The organism is Paenibacillus sp. FSL H3-0329 (genome assembly GCF_037963285.1).
Taxonomy (GTDB): domain Bacteria; phylum Bacillota; class Bacilli; order Paenibacillales; family Paenibacillaceae; genus Paenibacillus_AQ; species Paenibacillus_AQ odorifer.
Genome location: NZ_CP150150.1, coordinates 3,888,099 through 3,909,808, shown reverse-complemented (window position 1 = coordinate 3,909,808; position 21,710 = coordinate 3,888,099). Strand labels below are relative to the sequence as shown.

The 21,710-nt window shown below is 44.5% G+C and carries 21 protein-coding genes; 12 read left to right on the top strand and 9 right to left on the bottom strand.

What is annotated here, in order from left to right:
- Positions 1-124 precede the first annotated feature (124 nt).
- From miaB to NSQ66_RS17215, 5 genes are all read left to right on the top strand, one after another.
- Positions 125-1,711, top strand: a complete 1,587-nt coding sequence (gene miaB / locus NSQ66_RS17235; RefSeq protein WP_038571650.1) for a tRNA (N6-isopentenyl adenosine(37)-C2)-methylthiotransferase MiaB — start codon at positions 125-127, stop codon at positions 1,709-1,711.
- A gap of 25 nt (positions 1,712-1,736) precedes the next feature.
- Positions 1,737-2,186, top strand: coding sequence for a YlbF family regulator (locus NSQ66_RS17230; RefSeq protein WP_036688057.1), 450 nt, complete (start codon positions 1,737-1,739; stop codon positions 2,184-2,186).
- Positions 2,187-2,428: 242 nt separating this feature from the next.
- Positions 2,429-3,199: an NUDIX domain-containing protein gene (locus NSQ66_RS17225; protein WP_036688055.1), complete on the top strand. Its 771-nt coding sequence runs from the start codon at positions 2,429-2,431 to the stop codon at positions 3,197-3,199.
- A gap of 29 nt (positions 3,200-3,228) precedes the next feature.
- Positions 3,229-3,768 (top strand): isochorismatase family cysteine hydrolase, encoded by a 540-nt coding sequence (locus NSQ66_RS17220; RefSeq protein ID WP_076100056.1) that lies wholly within the window; start codon positions 3,229-3,231, stop codon positions 3,766-3,768.
- 51 nt (positions 3,769-3,819) lie between these two features.
- Positions 3,820-5,271 (top strand): nicotinate phosphoribosyltransferase, encoded by a 1,452-nt coding sequence (locus NSQ66_RS17215; RefSeq protein ID WP_036688051.1) that lies wholly within the window; start codon positions 3,820-3,822, stop codon positions 5,269-5,271.
- Between the two features lie 135 nt (positions 5,272-5,406).
- Here NSQ66_RS17215 and NSQ66_RS17210 read toward each other — a convergent pair whose 3' ends face one another.
- The 3 genes from NSQ66_RS17210 to NSQ66_RS17200 all read right to left on the bottom strand — a co-directional run bounded on the left by NSQ66_RS17210 (position 5,407) and on the right by NSQ66_RS17200 (position 7,604).
- Positions 5,407-5,712, bottom strand: coding sequence for a hypothetical protein (locus NSQ66_RS17210; protein ID WP_141118595.1), 306 nt, complete (start codon positions 5,710-5,712; stop codon positions 5,407-5,409).
- Between the two features lie 48 nt (positions 5,713-5,760).
- Positions 5,761-6,165 (bottom strand): hypothetical protein, encoded by a 405-nt coding sequence (locus NSQ66_RS17205; RefSeq protein WP_141118594.1) that lies wholly within the window; start codon positions 6,163-6,165, stop codon positions 5,761-5,763.
- Between the two features lie 95 nt (positions 6,166-6,260).
- Positions 6,261-7,604 carry an amino acid permease gene (locus NSQ66_RS17200; protein ID WP_036688050.1) on the bottom strand — a complete coding sequence of 448 codons (1,344 nt, stop codon included), beginning with the start codon at positions 7,602-7,604 and terminating at the stop codon, positions 6,261-6,263.
- Positions 7,605-7,926: 322 nt separating this feature from the next.
- On the opposite strand from NSQ66_RS17200, the gene NSQ66_RS17195 reads away from it, so the two are divergent.
- Positions 7,927-8,937 (top strand): 2-oxoacid:acceptor oxidoreductase family protein, encoded by a 1,011-nt coding sequence (locus NSQ66_RS17195; protein ID WP_076142131.1) that lies wholly within the window; start codon positions 7,927-7,929, stop codon positions 8,935-8,937.
- A 25-nt stretch (positions 8,938-8,962) separates the two neighbouring features.
- On the top strand, positions 8,963-11,269 hold the full coding sequence (locus NSQ66_RS17190; protein WP_076103970.1) for a thiamine pyrophosphate-dependent enzyme: 2,307 nt from the start codon (positions 8,963-8,965) through the stop codon (positions 11,267-11,269).
- Between the two features lie 304 nt (positions 11,270-11,573).
- On the opposite strand, the gene NSQ66_RS17185 is transcribed toward NSQ66_RS17190, so the two are convergent.
- The 5 genes from NSQ66_RS17185 to NSQ66_RS17165 all read right to left on the bottom strand — a co-directional run bounded on the left by NSQ66_RS17185 (position 11,574) and on the right by NSQ66_RS17165 (position 16,313).
- Entirely contained in the window at positions 11,574-12,392 is an 819-nt protein-coding gene (locus tag NSQ66_RS17185) for an ABC transporter permease (RefSeq protein WP_076103969.1), read from the bottom strand.
- On the bottom strand, positions 12,389-13,399 hold the full coding sequence (locus tag NSQ66_RS17180; protein ID WP_038574550.1) for an ABC transporter ATP-binding protein: 1,011 nt from the start codon (positions 13,397-13,399) through the stop codon (positions 12,389-12,391). The genes NSQ66_RS17185 and NSQ66_RS17180 overlap by 4 nt, the downstream gene beginning before the upstream one ends.
- 30 nt (positions 13,400-13,429) lie before the next feature.
- On the bottom strand, positions 13,430-14,227 hold the full coding sequence (locus tag NSQ66_RS17175; protein ID WP_076142130.1) for an ABC transporter permease: 798 nt from the start codon (positions 14,225-14,227) through the stop codon (positions 13,430-13,432).
- A gap of 24 nt (positions 14,228-14,251) precedes the next feature.
- On the bottom strand, positions 14,252-15,289 hold the full coding sequence (locus NSQ66_RS17170; RefSeq protein WP_076142129.1) for a metalloregulator ArsR/SmtB family transcription factor: 1,038 nt from the start codon (positions 15,287-15,289) through the stop codon (positions 14,252-14,254).
- A 505-nt stretch (positions 15,290-15,794) separates the two neighbouring features.
- Positions 15,795-16,313 carry a molybdenum cofactor biosynthesis protein B gene (locus tag NSQ66_RS17165; protein WP_036688034.1) on the bottom strand — a complete coding sequence of 173 codons (519 nt, stop codon included), beginning with the start codon at positions 16,311-16,313 and terminating at the stop codon, positions 15,795-15,797.
- A gap of 165 nt (positions 16,314-16,478) precedes the next feature.
- On the opposite strand from NSQ66_RS17165, the gene NSQ66_RS17160 reads away from it, so the two are divergent.
- The 5 genes from NSQ66_RS17160 (at position 16,479) to NSQ66_RS17140 (ending at position 20,372) form a co-directional block, all read left to right on the top strand.
- Complete coding sequence (locus NSQ66_RS17160) at positions 16,479-17,498, top strand: GTP-binding protein (protein ID WP_076142128.1); 1,020 nt, start codon at positions 16,479-16,481, stop codon at positions 17,496-17,498.
- Between the two features lie 92 nt (positions 17,499-17,590).
- A complete protein-coding gene (locus NSQ66_RS17155; RefSeq protein WP_036688030.1) occupies positions 17,591-17,938 on the top strand; it encodes a four-helix bundle copper-binding protein in 348 nt (115 codons plus the stop codon).
- 252 nt (positions 17,939-18,190) lie between these two features.
- A complete protein-coding gene (locus tag NSQ66_RS17150; protein ID WP_076142127.1) occupies positions 18,191-19,135 on the top strand; it encodes an ABC transporter ATP-binding protein in 945 nt (314 codons plus the stop codon).
- Between the two features lie 14 nt (positions 19,136-19,149).
- Positions 19,150-19,863, top strand: a complete 714-nt coding sequence (locus NSQ66_RS17145) for a hypothetical protein (protein ID WP_076142126.1) — start codon at positions 19,150-19,152, stop codon at positions 19,861-19,863.
- Between the two features lie 44 nt (positions 19,864-19,907).
- The gene (locus NSQ66_RS17140; protein ID WP_038571625.1) at positions 19,908-20,372 is read left to right on the top strand and encodes a hypothetical protein; all 465 of its coding nucleotides are present in this window, start codon (positions 19,908-19,910) and stop codon (positions 20,370-20,372) included.
- Here the strand turns inward: NSQ66_RS17140 and NSQ66_RS17135 are convergent.
- Positions 20,364-21,602 (bottom strand): winged helix DNA-binding domain-containing protein, encoded by a 1,239-nt coding sequence (locus tag NSQ66_RS17135; RefSeq protein ID WP_076142125.1) that lies wholly within the window; start codon positions 21,600-21,602, stop codon positions 20,364-20,366. The genes NSQ66_RS17140 and NSQ66_RS17135 overlap by 9 nt on opposite strands.
- Positions 21,603-21,710 lie beyond the last annotated feature (108 nt).

The window sequence follows — 21,710 nt, the reverse complement described above, 5'->3', positions numbered from 1 at the left end:
TATGCAACGCTCCTTTACATCATTAATAGATCGGGCACTTCTATGTTAGGCCAGCATTATGTTATAATTTTAAATTAGCAAAGTATAAAAATAATTGTTGAACAATAGAGGACGTGAAAACAGCATGACAAAGGGGAACCACAACTCACCGGACTTAAAATCCGGCAAGGGTTCTAAGGATTATTCGAAATATTTTGATTTTAGTGATGCAAAGGTAATTAGTGAAGAAGAAGGTAAGGTTACTTACCGGATTAAAGGAAGAAATGTGCAAATTAATAGCCAGCCTGACTATAAAGAAGGAAAACGGCGCGGCAAGGAAGAAATAGAAGTGCATTATGATTTCGAGATTCCTGAAGAGATGCAGAATTTCGGAGTGGGCAAATATTATCATATAACGACTTATGGCTGCCAAATGAATGAGCATGACACGGAAACGATGAAGGGCCTATTGGAACAGATGGGCTACCGCAGTGTCGCTGACCGTAATGACGCGGATCTCATTTTGCTGAATACTTGTGCGATTCGGGAGAACGCCGAGGATAAGGTATTTGGAGAGCTAGGACATCTTAAGAACCTGAAGATCGAGAAGCCGGGTCTGTTGTTAGGGGTATGCGGTTGCATGTCCCAAGAGGAAGGCGTAGTCAACCGGATTATGTCAAAGCATGGCTTCGTGGATATGATCTTCGGTACGCATAATATTCACAGATTGCCACACCTCATTAAAGAAGCGGTATTTAGTAAAGAGCTTGTGGTTGAGGTATGGTCTAAAGAAGGCGACATTATTGAGAACTTGCCGAAGAAGCGGGAAGGCATGCGCGCTTGGGTGAACATTATGTATGGCTGTGATAAGTTCTGCACGTATTGCATCGTACCGTTTACACGCGGTAAAGAACGCAGTCGTCGTCCAGAGGACGTTATCGCTGAGGTGAGAGAGCTTGCCCGCCAAGGCTTCAAGGAAGTAACGTTGCTGGGGCAGAACGTAAATGCTTACGGTAAAGATTTTACAGACATTGATTACACTTTCGGTAACCTGATGGATGATATGCGCCTGATTGATATTCCGCGCATTCGCTTCATGACATCGCATCCGCGGGATTTTGACGATAAATTGATTGAGGTTCTAGGCAAAGGCGGCAACTTGGTGGAGCATATCCATCTGCCGGTACAATCGGGAAGTACTGCCGTTCTTAAGAAAATGAGCCGTAAATATACCCGGGAAGCTTACCTGGAATTAGTGCGTAAGATTAAGATAAGTGTGCCGAATGCTGTATTAAGTACCGATATTATCGTTGGTTTCCCTGGGGAGACTGATGAGCAATTTGAAGATACCCTATCGCTTGTGCGTGAGGTTGGGTATGATATGGCATATACGTTTATTTATTCTCCACGGGAGGGTACACCAGCAGCGGCCATGGAAGATAATGTACCGATGTCGGTGAAAAGTGAACGTCTGCAAAGATTAAATGATCTCATCAAGGAGAACAGCCGGATCATTAATGACCGGATGCTGGGTGAAGTTGTAGAGGTGCTGGTAGAAGGGGAGAGTAAGAATAACTCCGAAGTCCTTTCTGGCCGTTCCCGCGCTAACAAGCTGGTCCATTTTGAAGGTCCGAAGGAGCTTATCGGCACATTTGTAAACGTGAGAATTACAGATACCAAAACATGGTACATTAAAGGGGATATTGTGGTTGAGGCCGCAGCTGTTCATTAATCACATACGAATGGGGAGATGACTAATGAGTACAGAAGAACAACGGTTGAATAAATATGGAATGAAGACTTATAATACTCGTGATCTGATCGTTCGCGAGGATATTATGGGCAAAGCTAAAGAATTAGCATCATTAATCTCAACCAGCGAAGAGGTTCGCCATTTTCAGCAGGCGGAGCAAAAAATTCTTAATCACGAGCGTGTGCAAGGACTGATTGCAACCATTAAGAAAAAACAAAAAGAAATCGTGGCCTTCGAAAGCTTCAATAATAAAGATATGGTCGCCAAAATTGAACGTGAAATTGAAGTGCTGCAAGATGAGATCGACGGTATTCCTGTCGTCAATGAATTTCAGCAAAGCCAGAGCGATATTAATTATTTGCTCCAGCTGGTAATTTCCGTGATTAGAGATACCGTTTCGGAAAAAATAAATGTGGAAGCCGGCACCGAAGCGCCTCCGACCACATGCGGATAACCCACACTCAGTTCAGGGGGCGGATGCAGATCCGTCCCTTTATTTCAATATAAGAGGTAGAAGTAAGATTCAAGAATATACATAATCCTTATAATTCAACGACAAGGTCGTTTCTCATATAGTCTTTTTTGTAGGATAATGTAAAATAATGGAATTTAGCTGTTGATTTATGAAGAACATGTTTGGTACATTTAAAGATACGAATAAGTAAAACTACAGCTTCGGAAAAGGATGGGGCAATTATGAGCGACAATGGGGAATTAACCTATAACGCCAAAAAATATCGTACACCGGATGGTGTTCCGGCCGACATTGTAATGTTTACACTGACCAAACGCGAACGGAAGACGGTCACTAAGACGCTGCCTTTACGTGAATTGAAGGTAATGTTAATTAGACGGAAAAAATGGCCATGTGCAGGCATGTGGGCTCTACCAGGCGGATTCTGTCAGGAAGATGAGTCTATTTATGATGCTGCAACTCGTGAGCTGAAAGAAGAGACCGGTGTCGATGGAGGTCACTTAGAATATCTTGGAGTTTATAGTACACCTGGCCGCGACCCTCGGGGATGGATAATCAGCCATGCCTTTTTCGCCTTAGTAGAAGAGTGGATGCTGGAACAAAGACAAGCTTCCGACGATGCGGGTGAAGTGGGTTTATTTACGTTGCAGGAAGCGTTAGAAGAACTGGAGCTCGCTTTTGACCACCATGAAATCATCAAGGATGCATACGTACGTATCCAACAGCAAATGCTGCAGACAACGATAGCAAGACAGTTTTTGCCTAGGCATTTTACGCTAAGTGAGCTTTATCAGGTGATTCAGACAGTAGTGCCGGAATTTAAAGAGCCAAATTTTATTCGTAAAATCACGTCAACACGCAGCCGTCAGGGTATATTAAAAGAAGTGAGAGATGAAGAGGGCAATGCACTCAGCTCCAATCAATACTCACAACGCCCGGCTCAGCTGTATATGTTTACAGATCACGAGCCATTGTTGTCCATTTATACGTAGTGTCTTAAATCAGGGGAGGGACGATTCTCATGAGAGCACTAATAGTAATTGACTTTACCAATGATTTTGTCAATGGGAATTTACCGGTTGGGCAGCCTGCAATCGACATCGAGCCAAGAATCAGCCAATTAACATCTGAGTTTGTCCAAAATGGCGATTATGTTGTAATGGCTGTAGATTTACATGAAGACAATGATCCTTATCATCCTGAGAGTAAACTGTTTCCACCTCACAATGTACGAGGGACTGAGGGGCGGGAGCTTTATGGAAGTCTGAAAACTGTTTATGAAGCTGACCAGGATTCCATCTATTGGATGGACAAAACTCGATATAGCGCTTTTAGTGGAACCGATCTAGAGATCAAGCTGCGGGAACGTGGCATTACTGACCTTCATTTGATTGGTGTATGTACAGATATATGTGTTTTGCACACTGCGGTGGATGCATATAACAAAGGTTTTACTATTACTGTGCACGAAGATGCGGTCGCCAGCTTCAACGCGGATGGACATAAATGGGCACTAAATCATTTCCGGGGAAGTTTAGGAGCAGACGTTGTTAAGGCATAATACTATAAAAAACATACACATACAGCAACGTGGATATTAGGAGATGAGGACTTGAAGAGAGAACTTGCGCTACATACAGATAAATATCAGATCAATATGATGTATGCTCACTGGGTGAATGGAAGCCATAAGCGAAAAGCTGTATTTGAAGCTTATTTCCGCAAGTTACCTTTCGGAAACGGCTATGCCGTGTTCGCAGGATTAGAGCGTATCGTTGGGTACATCGGCGGTTTGCGTTTCACCGAAGATGATATCCGTTACTTGTCGGAGCAAGAAGAAAATTACGCTCCCGCTTTTTTGGAAGAATTGCTGCAATTTCATTTTCAGGGCAATGTTTATTCGATGAAAGAAGGGGCGTTGATTTTTCCGGATGAGCCACTAATCCGTGTGGAAGGGACGATCATGGAAGCGCAGCTGGTGGAGACCGCCATTCTGAACTTCATGAACTACCAGACGCTGATCGCTACGAAGGCTTCCCGAATTAAGCAGGTGGCTCCGAATGATATTCTGCTGGAGTTTGGTACCCGACGGGCACAAGAAGCGGATGCGGCGGTCTGGGGCGCTAGAGCGGCTTATATCGGCGGCTTTGATGCAACCTCTAACATGCTGGCAGGTAAAATGTTTGGCATCCCTACCAAAGGTACACATGCGCATTCTTGGGTTCAGAGCTTCAGCAGCGAGCAGGAAGCTTTTGATGCTTATGCCAAGGTGATGCCGGATGAAGTTACACTATTAGTTGATACCTTCGATACGTTGCGCAGTGGTGTGCCGAATGCGATTAGAACCGCCAAAAAGCTTGAAGCTCAAGGTAAAAAGATGATCGGTATCCGCTTAGACAGCGGTGACTTAGCCTATCTATCCCGGCAGGCGCGGAACATGCTGGATGAAGCTGGGCTCGATTATGTGAAGATTGTGGCATCCAATGATTTGGATGAGAATACAATCATGGATCTGAAGCTGCAAGGTGCAGCCATCGACACGTGGGGCGTAGGCACCCAATTGATTACGGCTTCGGATCAACCCTCTTTGGGTGGGGTCTATAAGCTAGTAGAAATTGAGTCCGCAACGGGAGAAATGGTACCGACGATCAAGATTTCTTCTAACCCTGAAAAAGTATCCACGCCAGGCAGCAAGGACGTATTCCGGATTATCGGGAAAAATGGCAAAGCGCTAGCAGATTATATCTGCTTCCCGGAAGAGGAAGCTCCGCGCAACGGCGGTCGGGTGAAGCTGTTTAATCCGCTGCATCCATACATGCACAAGTATGTGGAGCGCTATGAAGCGCTGCCTATGCTTGAGCCGATCTATGTGAACGGCTTCCAGGTCTATACTTTGCCGGATCTGAATGAAGTTCGCCGTTACCATCGGGAGCAGAAGGATCTGTTCTGGCCGGAATATCTGCGTAAGCTCAATCCTGAGGTGTACCGGGTGAATCTGAGTGAGAAGGTCTGGACCAACAAGCAACAATTGATCGCGGAGCATATTCAGCCGGAGATCGAGTAGATTTTGTAGTTTCGATGGAAAGAAGCATGGGAGGATTAGATTCCCGTGCTTTTTTGCGTTTGGGTGAAGCCGATGTTTGGGTGAAGCTTGCGTTTGTTAACTTCGAACGCCGCGAGTTTATTTTCTGAGAGTATATTAAGCCAGCTTGTCTGCGTATATCTGATTTGGATTTCGTTGCATTTTGTGCAGCAGAACACTAGTTAAAGTATATCGACAAATTACCATAAACCCAAAAGAATAAGTAATTCCCGCAGAATGGGGCGCATCCGGTGCGAGTAGGCGAATCAACGGTATAAATCCCGCAGAATGAGGCGCATCCGTTGCGAGTAGGCGAATCAACGGTATAAATCCCGTAGAATGAGGCGAATCCGGTGTGAGGAGGTAAATCAACGGTATAAATCCCGCAGAATGGGGCGAATCCGGTGCGAGTGGGCGAATCAACGGTATATCTCCCGCAGAATGAGGCGAACCCGGTGCGAGTGAGCAAATCTACGGTATAAATCCCGTAGAATGAGCCGAATCCGTGTGAGTAGGCAAATCAACGGTATAAATCCCGCAGAATGTGGCGAATCCGGTACGAGTGGGCAAATCTACGGTATAAATCCCGTAGAATGAGCCGAATCCGTTGCGAGTAGGCGAATCAACGGTATATATACCGCAGAATGTGGCGAATCCGGTGCGAGTAGGCGAATCAACGGTATAAATCCCGTAGAATGAGCCGAATCCGTTGCGAGTAGGTAAATCAACGGTATAAATCCCGTAGAATGAGGCGCATCCGGTGTGAGGAGGTAAATCAACGGTATAAATCCCGTAGAATGAGGCGCATCCGGTGTGAGGAGGTAAATCAACGGTATATATACCGCAGAACGGGACGAATCCGGTGCGAGTAGGCAAATCAACGGTCCCATAAGAAAAGGTGTATCCCCGTTCTACGCTATCGCGTGGAACAATGGATACACCTTCTTACATGTCAATGCGAGCAATTTAGTTTAGTTCTTCTTCCGGAATTTCGCGAATGACCAGATGGTAAGCATCAGCAGGAAGCCCAGACATGTGCCTATGCTGATCCGGTTCTGAGTGTCGAAAAGGAAGGAAATCGTAATAACCGACAAACAGATAAGTGTCAAAATCGTTATATAAGGAAAGCCCCAGACTTTAAAGCTTGGCTCTTTAGGATAGGTTTTCCGCAGCTTCAGCTGTGATAGACAGATGCTGATCCATACCAAGCTTACTACGAAGCCGGGAACAGCCATCAGCAGCCGGAAAAGTCCATCCTGTGCGAAGTACGCTAACATAGAACCAACAAAAAGAACTATAGCGCAAAGTTTAAGACTGTTGATCGGCACACCTTTTGCTGAGGTCTTTGCTAAGCTACGTGGAGCTTCACCCTGTGAAGCCAAAGAGTGCAACATCCGTGTGGCGCCATAGATACCGGAGTTAGCAGCAGAGAGCACAGCTGTAATCAGTATGAAGTTCATAACATGGTCAGCACCCTTAAGTCCTGTAGCTGCTAAAACCTGCACAAAGGGGCTGGTATGCTCGTTAAGCTGATTCCAAGGAATTAACCCACAGATGATCAGAATTGGAATCGTATAGAACAGAATAACGCGCAAAATGAAGCTTTTGACAACTCTAGGCAACACTTTTTCTGCATCTTGAGTTTCTGTTAAAGTTAGTCCAATCAGCTCAGATCCGCCATATGAGAACATGACGACCAGAAGGGCAGAGAAGATAGGTGTCCAGCCTTGTGGGAATAATCCGCCATAATCCGTAAAATTACTTAAATAGGGTGTCCCTTCAGACATAGGCAATAGCCCAAACAATAATGCAGCTCCCAGAATAATAAAGATGATAATCATAGCTATTTTGATTCCTGCTAACCAAAACTCCGTCTCTCCATAACCGCTTACACTCATCATATTGATGCCAATAATTAAAGCACCACTTGCTAGACTCAGTAGCCATAACGGAACATCCGGTAACCAGTATTGCAAGAAGCTTCCTGCCGCCAGCACTTCGATCACGCAGACAGTCAACCACATGAAGCAATAGAGCCAACCCACGATAAAGGAAAGCCGTTCTCCAAAAGCTTCGCGAATGAATTCCTTCATATTTTTGTTCGGGTATACCGTGGCCATTTCGGCAATTGCACCCATAACGACTAGTAGCAGCAAGCCTGCCAATACATAGGAGAGAACAACCCCTGGTCCAGCAATGCTTATCGTCTCAGAGCTTCCTTTAAAAATCCCCGTACCGATTACGCCGCCCATCGCCATAAAGCTGATATGCCGTGGAAGCAATTTTTTCTGTAATGATGCTTCGTTTGACTTCACATTTAATGCCTCCTAAGTAGGTTCAAAAAATTACACCAAGAATCAGTTTATCCTGAAATGGACTAGTTGAAAAGTATAAATGATACACATTTGTAGAAATAGAGGTGATTTTTCATCGGTGTGTGATATTTATCATGAACAATGTGATGAATTTAACATCTTAATTTTTAATTTTATTGCTAAATGAAAGTAGATAAATAAGCTTAGGCAACACTTGGAAAATGCAAGATTTGTCACTTCGCGTCTTGCGAAATCAAGTTACAATCGTTGAAAAAGTCAAAAGGATATTATACTAGATGACATTCTGAAAGGGGCTATGTCGGTGGTACAGTTACCAAAAGTGAACGAGCTCGGATTTTTTGAGATTCGTCTGGAGTCAATTGGAGGGTTGGGTGCGAACCTGGCTGGTAAAATGCTTGCGGAAGCAGGTGTTGTCGGTGCTGGAATGAATGGGGTCAGCTTTTCGTCATATGGTTCGGAGAAGAAGGGATCAGCGGTAAAAGCGCATATCCGGTTTTGTGATTTGAACACACCTATTCGTGACACGTCTCCGGTTGAGCGTCCGCATGTTGTTGGGGTATTTCACGAAGCACTAGCAAAGACAGTTAACGTAATTAGCGGAATTTATGAACATAGCACAGTATTGGTAAACTCAGCAAAATCGCCGGAGGAATTGAAATCCTCCCTGAATATGATGGCAGGAACTATTGCAGTAGTTGATGCTACAACTATCGCCTTAAATGAGAAAAACCGCGTTAATATGGCGATGCTGGGCGCGTTGTTCCGGATGTGTGATTTCTTGGACCCTGAAATTATGAAAGGCGTTATAGAGAAATCACTAGGCAAAAAGTATCCACAGGCAGTACAGTCAGCGCTGACTACTTTCGACCGTGGATTTAATGAAGTTAAGTTTATGCATTTTCCACTGCCTGCGGGCGTGACAATGCCTGAATTCGTGCGGTCTGATATTTCCGCATTGGGTTATGAAACACAGCCTATCGGCGGTACCATTACGAATCCTGGGAGCAGCTTTTTAAAGAACTTGAGCATTTCTCGCTCCGGTTTGCTGCCTCATTTTAAGCAGGAGGATTGTATTCATTGTGCGCAGTGCGATACGGTGTGTCCTGATCTGTGTTTTGTTTGGGATGAGCAGCCTGATAAGAAGGGGCGTCCACAAATGTTCCTGCAAGGTATTGATTACCAATACTGTAAAGGCTGTTTAAAATGTGTAGAAGCTTGTCCTACAACTGCCTTGTCTGGCGAACGTGAGGAAGAAGGCTACGCAGAGAGTCATACGGTCCGGCATATTTTTGATCTCGTTACTGAGGCCTAATTAACGGAGGAAAGGTGGAATACACGTGGCAATAGATTATGAAAAAGAAGTAGGCTCTGCTAAAGTAGAGCAGAAATTCCTATATGAATCCGGCAATGAAATGGCAGCTTATGCTGCTCATCAGATTAATTATCATGTAATGGGGTATTTTCCGATTTCTCCATCGACAGAAGTAGCGCAATTTCTTGATACGATGAAAGCGAACGGACAGCATGATATTATGCTGATTCCGTCAGATGGCGAGCATAGCTCTGCTGGAATCTGTTATGGCGCTTCAACGGCTGGCGGACGTGTATTTAATGCTACCAGTGCCCAAGGTTATATGTTCATGCTTGAGCAATTGCCTGTACAAGCTGGTACGCGTATGCCTATGGTTATGAATCTAATCTGCCGTTCGATCTCTGGACCGCTGAATATTCACGGGGATCATTCTGATTTGTATTTTGCCCTGAATACAGGTTGGCCAATTTTAATGTGCCGGGATCCACAATCTGTTTATGATATGAATCTAATGGCATTGAAGCTTGCTGAACATGCTAAAGTTCGTCTTCCGGTAATGGTGGCCTCAGATGGATATTTCACTTCCCACCAGAAGCGCCGCGTACAGGCCTTTACTCATCGGGAGGATGTTCATAAATTTGTTGGAGCACAACCTCCAACAGGTTTCACCGATACTTTAGACCGCAATAATCCGGTAACCGTTGGCCCTTATATGAACGAACCTGACTATATTAACAACCGTTATCAACAGTCCGTAGCTATGTACAATGCGGGTGAAGTTTTTGAAGAAATCGCGAAGGAATTTGCTGAGTTAACCGGACGTTATTATCCAATGATCGAGGAATATCGGATGGAAGATGCTGAAGTAGCCGTATTCTTGATGAATTCTGCCTCTGAGATTATTAAGGATGTTGTAGATCAGCTTCGTTTGCAAGGAATCAAAGCCGGTGCAATCTCGCCGAATATGATCCGTCCTTTCCCACAGAAGCAAATTGCTGAAGCGCTGAAAAACGTTAAAGCAATCACCGTTGGTGACCGCGCAGATTCTGTTGGCGGACACGGTGGTAACATGGTCAATGAAATTAAGGCAGCCCTGTTCACATATGGCAACACTACGACTAAAGTAATAAGCCGTATTTACGGTTTGGGTGGTAAGGACTTCTACGCAGAAGATGGTCATGCATTTTTCCAATTAGCAATTGATGCTGTTGCTGCAGATCGAGTAGACATACCATTTGATTATTACGGCCACAATCCGGGTACACCAGATAAAGCTCCACAACGTCTTCTGAAGCCAATGGACTTTGACTCACTGAAGACAGGCTTGATCACTGTGAAACAGGATGAAGCAACGGGCAAATTAAGCGTACGGATTCCGCCGCTACGTAGCTTGACGAAGAAACCTAAACGGCTCTCCCCAGGGCATGGTGCGTGTCCGGGTTGTGGGATTTTCTCAGGACTAGAGACTTTCTTCAAAGGGATTGAAGGGGATATCGTCGCACTTTATCATACAGGCTGTGCCATGGTAACGACTACGGGGTACCCGTATTCCTCCCATAAATCAACATTTATCCATAATCTTTTCCAAAATGGAGCGGCTACCTTGTCCGGTGTCGTAGAGATGTTCTGGGAACGCAAACGTCGCGGTGAGCTGGATGGACTAGGGCTTAAAGAGGACTTTACGTTTGTTATGGTAACCGGAGATGGCGGCATGGACATCGGGATGGGACCGGCAATTGGAGCTGCACTGCGTGGTCACAAAATGATTATTGTAGAGTACGATAACGAGGGTTACATGAATACTGGAGCACAGCAGTCCTATTCGACACCACTGGGTCACCGTACTTCAACCTCCAGTATCGGCAAGCAGCAGCAAGGTAAAGTGACTCAGCATAAAGATACAGCACAAATTATGGCGGCTACTAACATTCCTTATGTCTTCACGGGTTCGGAGGCTTATCCGCAGGATCTGGTGAAAAAAGCGGCAAAAGCACAGTGGTACGCACAAAACGAAGGTTTGGTGTATGGTAAAATCCTGATCGCATGTCCGCTAAACTGGATGTCTGATGATAAGGAAGGCACTAACATCGTTTCATTAGCTGTTGAGTCTTGCTTCTTCCCGTTATATGAAGTAGAGCATGGTTCTACGAATATCACATATAATCCCGAAGACAAGGGCAAACGTGTCGAGCTCTCAGCATGGCTGAAGACAATGGGTAAAACTCGTCACTTGTTGAAACCTGAGAATGAGCCAGCTTTGCACAGCTTCGAAGAAGAAGTTGAGCGCCGTTGGAATCGTCTCAAGGCAAAACACGAACATCCTGACTTATAAGATGTGTTTATCTCCAGCATATAAAATATGAAAAAACCCGGCAGATTTGTCTGCCGGGTTTTTTGTGGTTAGGGAGCATTTGCGCGTAAGAAACAGTTTTCGGACACCACTGACCTTAAACACAGTCTTCTTTCCCATTTGGAATTCTAACGGACTGCATAGCAGTTATCTGCCCTAAAAACTCCCAATATGAACCCTTTTTGAAGGAATAGTGTCACTGGAGTCCGCGAAACTTCTGAAAAAGCTAAGAACCGGCAAATAACGTCATTTAGGTCCTATGTGTTAAAGACTTGGTCATTTACAATTAGAATAAAGTCCAATTCCCTTTTACTCTTGCATGTTGTTCTGCCCTAACCAGAAGATAGCGGGTACAAATGACAAGACAAGAACTACCTACGATTAAAGCGCCGAGAGCCCACCACCAGCTAATCCCGATATTATCGTATAACGCCCCGCGCACGAGAACCAGACTATATGTGAGTGGAAACAGAAGGGATAGGCCCGTTGCCCATGCTGGGAATACCGCTGGTGGAATACGAACCCCACCAAACAGCTCCATTGGTGCTTGAAAGATGTAATAGAGTAGCCCTGAATCCCTTGAGAATAGAGATATCGCACACAGCAAAGCTCCCCATATAACCGCTGATATCATGATAAGTACTAATACAGGCAATAAGGCGCCCCAGTTAACAGTCGTTGCATCCGCAAGAAAAATGAAAGTCAGGATGGAGAAACAAGCGAACATCCATATTCCGTGAAATAGTGAATATATGGAACGTCCATACAGGAAGGCCATTTTTGACGCTGGGGTTAGGAACACTACCTCAAGTGTGCCCCCTTTGCGTTCTTGTTCGAATAACCATGCGGCTTGCACAACCGTCCAGTATAACTGAAAGACGAGATATCCGCTCAGCAGAAAAAGGGGAATCCGTCCATCTGGTATTACTTTTGAGAGTGCTGATCCTGCTCCTGTTCTAAAGGGCTGCATAGTAAAGTAGGTGGTTAAAAAGGTGAGCGCCGGCCAGAGTAGAAGTGAAAAAAACACTGCGCGTCCCTTAACTCTATTTCGATGCTGCTTAGTGATCTCCGCGCTAAGGGTAAACCATAAGCTATGTAAGTTCATGATACCCTTCCTTCCGAAAGGAGGATAATCGCATCCTCCAAATTAGGTTTTTCGGATGCGAAGCTTTTAATGCTAAGTCCATGCTCCGTAGTCCATGGCAGCAGCTCTGTAATGATCCTATCAGCCGAAGGTGTCTTTACAGAAATGCGCTGCAGTCCATCATTTCGAAGTTCAAGTTTTTCTGTTGCGCAGACACCCATTAATTCCGCAGGCTGAGTATATGTTCGTAGATGCTCTAGTAGCTTGGGACGAAGTGATTCATGCCAGCCTGTAACCTCTAAATGAGCAGTTTGCGAGCCTGCAACCTGATGGACAATCCGCTCAGGTTTGTCACAGAGCAGAAGCTCGCCTCGATTCAGTACATAAACCCGGTCACAGAGTTCTTCGACCTCCTGCAAATAATGGCTGGTCAGAAGGATACCCTTTCCACTGTCCAGTGCAAGCTTTCTTATCGTACCGCGAAGCTGCCTGGCAATGGGGGCATCAAGGCCAAGTGTGGGCTCATCTAGAAATAAGTATTGTGGATCGTTGATAAGTCCGCGGGCGATTTGCAGCCGTTGCTTCATCCCTTTAGAATATTGCTCAACGGGTTGGTCAGCAGCTTGGGTCAAACCTACTTCCTCCAGAAGACGTTCTGCTTCTCTAGCGATTTGAGGGCTGTTCATTCCATAGAGTTTACCGAAGTATTGAAGATTCTCTCTACCAGTGAGTCGCCAGTACAACATTCGTTCTCCTCCGGCGATCATATTTACTTTTTGCTGAATGGCCTGTCGATTCTTGTGCAGTGACATTCCATCGACTTCAATACTGCCTGAGGTTGGCTCTAGGAGAGTAGAGAGCATACGTATTGTAGTGGTTTTTCCAGCGCCATTTAGACCGAGAAGACCTACGATTTCCCCCGCAGCGATATCTAAAGATAGTGATTTCACTGCAGTCACTGATCTTTTTTCCGAACGGAACCAGCCCAGTCTATGTTTGCTTTCGTAAATTTTAGTAACTTCATGCATGTTTATCAATGGTTTTCACCCTCCAAGGTTTTAGAAACGTTCGAACAACCCGCGCTCTATGCGCCGATTTGTCCATTGACCAACCGTTATGTATACAACACTAAGTAGTATGATAGGCAATGCATCAATTAATCGTATTGATTCTCCAGTTAGCAGCGTGCCTCGTAGCAGTTGTAGCGCATAGGTCAATGGGAAAATCTCACCTATAGCCTGCAAGTAGTCAGGCAAGTATTGCCTTGGAAACTGAAATCCACATAGTAGAGCAGTTATCGTAAATAGAGTATTTTGAACAATGAAGGTGTCCCTTGTATAAAGCATAATGCTTCCTAGCACCAGCGCCATCGCATAACATGATAGTAAAAACAGCAAAATTCCCACGAGGAGAGATATAAAGTGAACAGAGGGGAACCGAAGTCCTGCCAAAAGGCCAAAGAAGAGAACCACCAGCAATTCCGCCCCGCTTCGATACAACTGCTGGACTGCGTTTCCTAGAAAATAACCGCTCCGGCTTGAAGGGGAGAGCAACAGTGCCTCAAGTGTACCTTCTCTCCATTCGGTAATAAGTGCCCTGGATACATTCATCATCATACTGACGGAAAATATACTGAGCATACCTCCAATAATTACATAGGTCAGATAGTCATCACTGCCACTATAGATAGCGAATTTTGAATCTATATCCCCATTGATTAGATACACATAAGAAAAATAAGAGATGATGACTAGATAAACTCCATCAATAATGTGCCCGAATGTAAAGGTCCAGGGAAAGGCTCTAAGATTAGATTTTTGGTTTCTTTTTAGGGTTGCGATAGCGATATGCCACAACTGTACTCACACCTTTCATTAACCTTATTGTTCAAGGTACTGCCTCTGCAGAACGAGAAGATTATCAAAGACTTCTTTGTTCACTGAATAAAATAAATAATTCCCTTTTCGCTGTGATTGGGTAAATCCTGCTTCACTTAGTTGTTTTAGCTGTTTAGAGACCGCAGCTTCAGAAATACCCAATATTGGCGCAAGCTGCTTGGTACAATGTGGACTTTTCCACAGTAGTTTCAGAATTCGCATCCGCGTATCATCACTTAAAGCTTTGAGTTGGCGCAACAGGTCACTCGGCGGTCCTTCACTAAAGGCAAGACCGGGAACATCCACCGTGAGTGGTAAAAATAAAGTATCTTCGTACCAGCCAACAAGCAGATGCGGAAATATGAATGTAGAGGGAAAAACGTACACTTGTCCAAACTGTTCATAAGAAAAGTAATACGTTACTGCCTTTTGAACTGTTAGAGTCCCGTTCTCTGCGAGGAGGCGTGGGTGGAGCGTATTTAGTGCCTTTTCCGGGGAACGACTGGCTAAGTCTTGAAACTGAGCGGCTGAGATGTTCATAAATGGTTCAATATAGTCCCATTCCTGCCCGAAATAATCATGTTCGTATGTAATTAATGTTGAGATTAACAGCTTGCGAACACTAGCCAGATTGTTTATCAGGTACTTCACGTTTCCACTCAACTTCATCAGCGAACGCTTGCTTTCAGATTCATTCAGCCATTCGACTAGGGTACTTAGTGCAATTTCTTGATTCATAAATAGATACACTAGCTCTGCATCCGGAAGTTTTTTGAGTAGGGTGATTCCTTGATTGCAAGAAATAGGGACACCCATACGGTCCGGTAAATCTAGCAGAGCGATCCAACGGTCTGACAACTGCCCAAGTGTGTGGATGTTCTCCTGTAGAGCAAGAGGCATCCTTTTCTTGAGCTCCAGAGCCCATTGTAATCTTGTTGGATGGTGTTCTGGTTGATGGAAGACATGCAGACTGCATAATAACTCATGAAAAGGACTGACGACCGTTTTGATCTTTCGATTTAAAGTTTGGAGTGAGCTCATCTCTTTCCTCTCCGATTAACTGTTTGGTTAATCAAAAACCACTTTCGCGTAAAGTGTTCAAAATTATAGGGGGATTGGTCAGGATTGTCAAATCTTTTATGCAGAAAAAAGCGAGAGCACATCCCCATGCGATGGACATGGATGATGTTTCTCTCACTTATAGGATTCTTTTGATAGAGTTATGAAGTAGAGTTATCTTCTGCCTCTAGGCATCATGGAGTTATCGCACATGATATCTTTAACAGAATAGGTGTAGCAATGACGAGGAACTGGGACACAGTGATGGCGTCTAACGATTTCTACCGGGTGAATAACATTCACAACTTGAGGGTGGTAGTAATCTTGATAAACCACCTTAGGTGGGTCAGTGACAGTTTGGGCCGGGCATTTTGGACATCCTTCTGACATTTCCTTCAGCTCCTTTGTGTGTGAACTTACCGTATTATACGCACAGAACAAAGGCATGCTTGGTTATTTGTCTAGTTTATAAAAAAAATGGGTGGGATTATTGTTTGTATATCTCTCGCATTACATGACGAAGCTCCGGGATAATGAGCCGTTCCATAGCCAATTTAACGGCTCCAGTGGAGCCAGGCATAGAAAAAACAGCTGTGTTGCCAATCGTACCTGCAATTGCCCGGCTAAGGATTGCCGCCGAACCAATGTCCTCTGTGTAGCTTAACATTCGAAAAATCTCACCGAAGCCCGGTAGCGTTTTATCAAGCAAGGATGAAACTGCTTCGTAGGTGGTATCACGGGGAGAGATTCCTGTTCCACCTGTCAGCAACACGGCCTCAACTTCAGTGTGATCAGCGTTTTTATAGAGTAGTTCACGAATGTCCTGATAGTTGTCTTTGATAATGGTATGACCAATAACTTCATACCCGGCAGCCTCGAGCATGGATTTGATTAATGCTCCACCGGTATCTGTTTCAGTAGTTCTGGTGTCTGAGACGGTAATGATGTAGCAGGAAACGGATTGTGGTGCTTCCTTCCGATGTTCTTCAACGGATGACAATGAGATCAGCTCCTAAATTAGAGATGTTCTCATGATAGGGTATGGGGAAGGCAAAGACAAGTTTTGTTATCAATCGCTATTCTTTTGAGGTTATAGGTGTGCCGCTTGCGTGCTTTGGCATCATGTAGTAAACTCGCTACCATACCCGTAATTTGCAAGGAGCGATGAATCATGGAACAGGTTGTACCTGTGTATATATTGTCAGGATTTCTGGGAAGCGGCAAAACTACCCTGCTGCAGCGCCTGCTGGAACATTGGAAAGATCAGGGCTTGCGCCCGGCCGTAGTGATGAATGAGCTGGGTGAAGTGAACCTGGATGGGCTGCTGGTTGAGCAAACCGTTCCTATGGCAGAGCTGCTCGGCGGCTGTATCTGTTGTTCTATCCGAGGGGATCTTAGCACAGAGCTAACTACTCTTATCAAGAAGGAATCACCTGATGTGGTTGTTATTGAGGCCACAGGTGCGGCGAACCCGTTGGAAATTGTAGATGGTGTAACCGAAACTTCACTGTATCAAAAAGTCGAGCTAAAAAGCTTGATCACCGTCGTTGACGCCGCGCATCTGCTCGAATTGTACCGTGCGCAGCAGGGGGCAACCTATCGACTGATGCAGGAGCAAATTCGCTGCGCATCTGTTTTGATTCTGAATAAAAATGACCGTGTCTCAGCAGATGAAGCGGAAGAGATCACAACTGTTCTGCGAAAATGGAATTCTTATGCACCGATTATGCCAGCGGAGCGTTGTGAGATTGACATAGAGGAGCTCCTGCGTAGCGCAGGTGGAGTTCTTACGGATACACAGCTTGAAGAGAGCGACAGCGAAAGCCATGTGCATGAGGAAGCTCTGCAACCTTCAGGAGGCACCCATGCTTCCCACGATCACGTGATGGCATACACACATTACTTCAAACGACCTGTCAACAGCGAGACCTTTGAACAGTTCGTCAAGGAGCTTCCGCGTGATGTTTATAGGGCTAAAGGCATTGTGACCTTTAATGACACCTCCAGTCGTTTTCTTTTTCAATATGCTTACCGTGAAGCTGATTTTATGAAAATCACACCTCAAGGCGAAGTCCCAGACGTAGCTGTATTTATCGGGGAACACTTCTCATCCAGTGAGTTACGCACGAAGCTGCTGGAGATGGAAGGACGTATTTTAGTTCGGCCTGGCACGATCAAAAGAAGCCTGTAATCCGTTCTGCTTCAGAAGAAGCTGTGGTTCATTCCTAATCTTGTAGGTTAATAGTAAGGCATACCCATTAAAAATGCAGGAGGTTGAAGGCTATGACCCGAATTCAATATCAGGAGTGCATTGACGCTTGTCTCGAAAGTATGAATGCCTGTAACTACAGCTATGTCTCAAGCCTAAAAGAATATGATCTTGCATCACTTCGTGAGAGCATGCGACTCGATCGTGAATGTGCGGATATTTGTTCTTATGCCATTCAAGCAATGACCCGTCAAAGTCCGTTTGTATCTGGAATTCTAAAACTATGTGCAGAAATATGTGAAGCATGCGCAGATGAGAGCAGCAAGCATATACATAATCACTGCCAAGAATGTATTAATGCCTGCCGTAAAGCTGCAGAGGCATGCCGTTTGATTAGCGATGCTGTTGAGGTATATGCGTAAGATCGTATAGCTTAACTCTCATATATGAACTAATAGCCAGACTGTTGCTGTAGAAATATAGCAATAGTCTGGTTTTTTATATTCGGGTCTGTTTGATTAATGCTACTGGTAGAAAAAAAGGGGAGGAATACTGGATAGAAAGGAAGTTTTAGAAAGGGCTGCTATAGCAGTTCTTTCATTTTTTTGATTCCTAGAAGAGGAAATTCGTAGGGAACCGGAGAATTAACAGTAGATATGAAGGGAGAATGTTAAGTGGCGAACTTAGTAGATCGTAACTTTGCCAGCGGTAGTATAGATGTTGCTATTCCCCTGATAGAATTAGAACAGATCAGTAAACAGTATGGACGCCGACCCGTATTGGAAGATGTATCGTTTACTATTGAAAAGGGGACTGCAACTGCTCTGATCGGACGGAACGGATCCGGCAAAAGTACGCTGTTGTCAATCTTAGCTGGACTGGTCCATATTTCCTCTGGAAAGCTGAGTTGTAAGGATTCAAATCTGAGAATTGGTTATGCACCTGAGATGTTTCCAGGGTTGAAGCTGACCCCAGAACAGTACTTGCGAAGTATGGGACAGATTAGCGGCCTTGCGCCAGTCCTGATCGAGCAGGAGCTAACAACGTTATTTCAACTTTTTAAGCTGGAGCACTTTCGCAAGCAGTCTATGCTAAACTTCTCCAAAGGAATGCTGCAAAAAATTAATTTGATTCAAAGCTTGCTGGGGAGTCCCTCGTTGCTGCTTCTTGATGAACCTATGTCGGGCCTTGATCTCCCCTCAATGAATAAGTTAGCTGAGCTTCTCATCGGTTTGAGAAATAAGGGTACTGCTATAGTCTTCTCTGTACATGAACCCCAATGGATTGAATTGCTTGCGGATCAGGTTCATGTGATACATGAAGGGAAAATTGTAAAGTCAATTCAGGGGTCAGAGAAGCTGAACTTTAAACCCTCTACATACATACTATTGTCTAATCTGTCGATTCAGAAACTGCAGCAATTGAAGGAAATGGCAGGTTTCATTGCAATAAATACGTTTAAGGATAGTTGTAACATAGAACGTACGGCATTGACAGTAACAAGTTCAGAATCAGATGCTTTTTTGCGGGTTATCTTGGAGTCGGGTGGTTCAATACAATCGGTAGAACCTCGCGGAGGATCGCATGACTTAGAAAAATGGATGAATCCTAGAAGTTGAACAGGGGGTCTTACGTGTATCCGTTTATCGTTTACATGCTGCGAAGTTATACTCGATCTCAGCGTTATTTCGGCCCGTTAGCAGGGATTGTGATTGCAGTCTTGATATTGTATTCTTATAAGCCCAATCCAGTTATGAATAGCTATGCCGCTACAGCAGTAATGTTCTTTATAAGCTGCGCTTGGATGAGTCTTAGTTTTTTGAATCATGAGCACGCTGTTCATCGGCAGATTGCAGTTGTTCACATGCGAAGTGCGGCAAAACATAGTGCAGGTGGTATCTTAACGCTTGCATTTCTAACGTTGCTGATAGATCTATTGATTGTCCTTTATCCTTGGGTAACAGGTCATTTCGCAGAATCACCTGGGGCATATCGGTTAATTCTAGCGCTTATAGGACATGGATTGTTGGGTATGCTTGGTGTGGCTATTGCCCTATTCTTTCAATCTTCTTGGATTCAAAAAGGCAGTCACGCAACAGGTATGTTATTAGCTATCGTTGTATTATCACTGGGTGGAGCACAAATCAGCGAAAGTTTGCCTGGTATATTTCATTTTTTGATCTGGTTGTTGCCGCCAGTAACTCCTGTAATGGAGGCCATGATGAAAGCTGATACATTGTCATTAGCGGAGTTGTTAGGTTCATTTGCACAAGCATTAGTATATATAACACTGCTTATCGGTTTTTATTTGTACAGATCAAGACAGAGGGATTACAACAAAACATAACTTGTATAGATAAAAGGAACAAGGATACAGAAGTGGGGGAAAAGATGAAGGATACATATGTACCTGAGAGTGAACAATCGAAAGAGTTATTCGCCTATTTTGGACTGGCAGTTTATTATGGACAGGCCCTCGAGCAGCAGCTTACCAACTTGCTATTGCTTACTAAGCTATCACAAGGAAAAACGCCAACAGAAGCAGATCTGACAGACCTTTATCAGCGAAAACTCAGCAATTCACTCGGCCAACTCATCAAAGAAATCCAACATCATTTTCCTTTCTCGGAGCAAGAAACCGCTCAGTTGGAGGAAGTGTGGAAACAACGTAATTACATCGTTCATGATTACTTTAAAGAGCGTATACAGGAAACCTTTACGCCTGCCGGAAGAGCTAAAATGATTCGGGAGCTGAAACGTTTTAAAAATAAAGCAAGTAGACTTGAAGTTAAACTGCAAGGCTACTGCACAGAAATGTTCACGAAGCTTGGATTAGAGGAGGAAAACTTATTGTAATAATCCTTCTAAGCCGCAAGCTGTTACAACCTCTGGTCTAAAATGAACCGAAGAAGCTCTAACACAGCGAGAGAGTGCAGTTAAAGCTTCGCCTAATGCCGGAATCATCTCCGGTGTTAGGCTTTCTCCAGGTTCCCACCACCAATTGTTAATATTCAATGTTTGCTTCTTCTTATCCATCACCGGTTCAAATCTGCCAACAAAACGATCATTATATAATATTGGCAGTACATAGTAACCATATTCTCGTTCTATTGCCGGCTTATAGACCTCCCAGCGGTAATGAAATCCGAATAATTGCCGAACCAGCTCGCGTTCCCACAACAAATTATCCAGCGGAGCCAAAACAGCCGCAAATGAATCACGTGGTTGAAGCCCAATCTCTTCAGATTCTTGCAGCATCACAGACTCCAAGGTTGGAGCATCTATACTGCGGATATAAAGCGGAACCTTAATCCCCTCGACCCAAACTTCTCTGAGACTATCCTTCTCCAGCAATCTCTGAACCGCCGCCGCACGCTCTTTGCTCTTCAGTCCGGATATGCCCAGCCATCCGTCTCCAGATTTATTCCATAACAAGCCGATACTTCCTATTCTACGTAACACATACCAATCGTGAAATTGTTCTTCCGTGACATTTGGATCGGCTGAACTCAGCAGCTCTGAGGGTAACAAACGTTCAACGAAATCATAATATCGCCGAGTATGTACACGATGGTGGACAACAATCTCTCCCCAAAAGTACATGCTTTCCATTGCAGCTCGTGATAATCTTGTCGGAGCCCAAGCCCAATCTACTTTCTCCTTTCCGTCTAAATCCAAAGAGGAGAGGGGACCGCGCTTCTGAAGCTCTTCACGAACCTGTGCTACAGCGACCATTACAGGCTCATTAGCCTGATGGTGGGAGGCAGCAGCTGTTCTTCTCCGCTTAAAATAAGGCCAATCCTCTGTACAATAAATAGACATGTTCTTGTCCCAGCCATCAACGAGCAACCTGTCTTTATACAGAAGCTCTTGGACCAGTTCTGGCGTAAATCCCGGAATCCGTGCTTGGAGGACCAGCTCATGATTATGGCCGGCAATATTAAGGGGGTCATATTGGATGCAGCCTACGTGACGAACATAGTCATAAATACTAAGTTTTCCGGAAGGGATAGCTCCGGCAGTTAACTTTTGATGAGATAGCAGAAAAAGCCTGGCTTGTTTCTTAGTCAGATTATAAGTAAGCATCGTTTACTCCTCCAAGGATATGTATTAATTTCCATAATACAGAACATCTGTTCTAAGATCAAGCAGGAAAAAAACCTGAATCACAATGAAGTGACTCAGGGTTGTAAA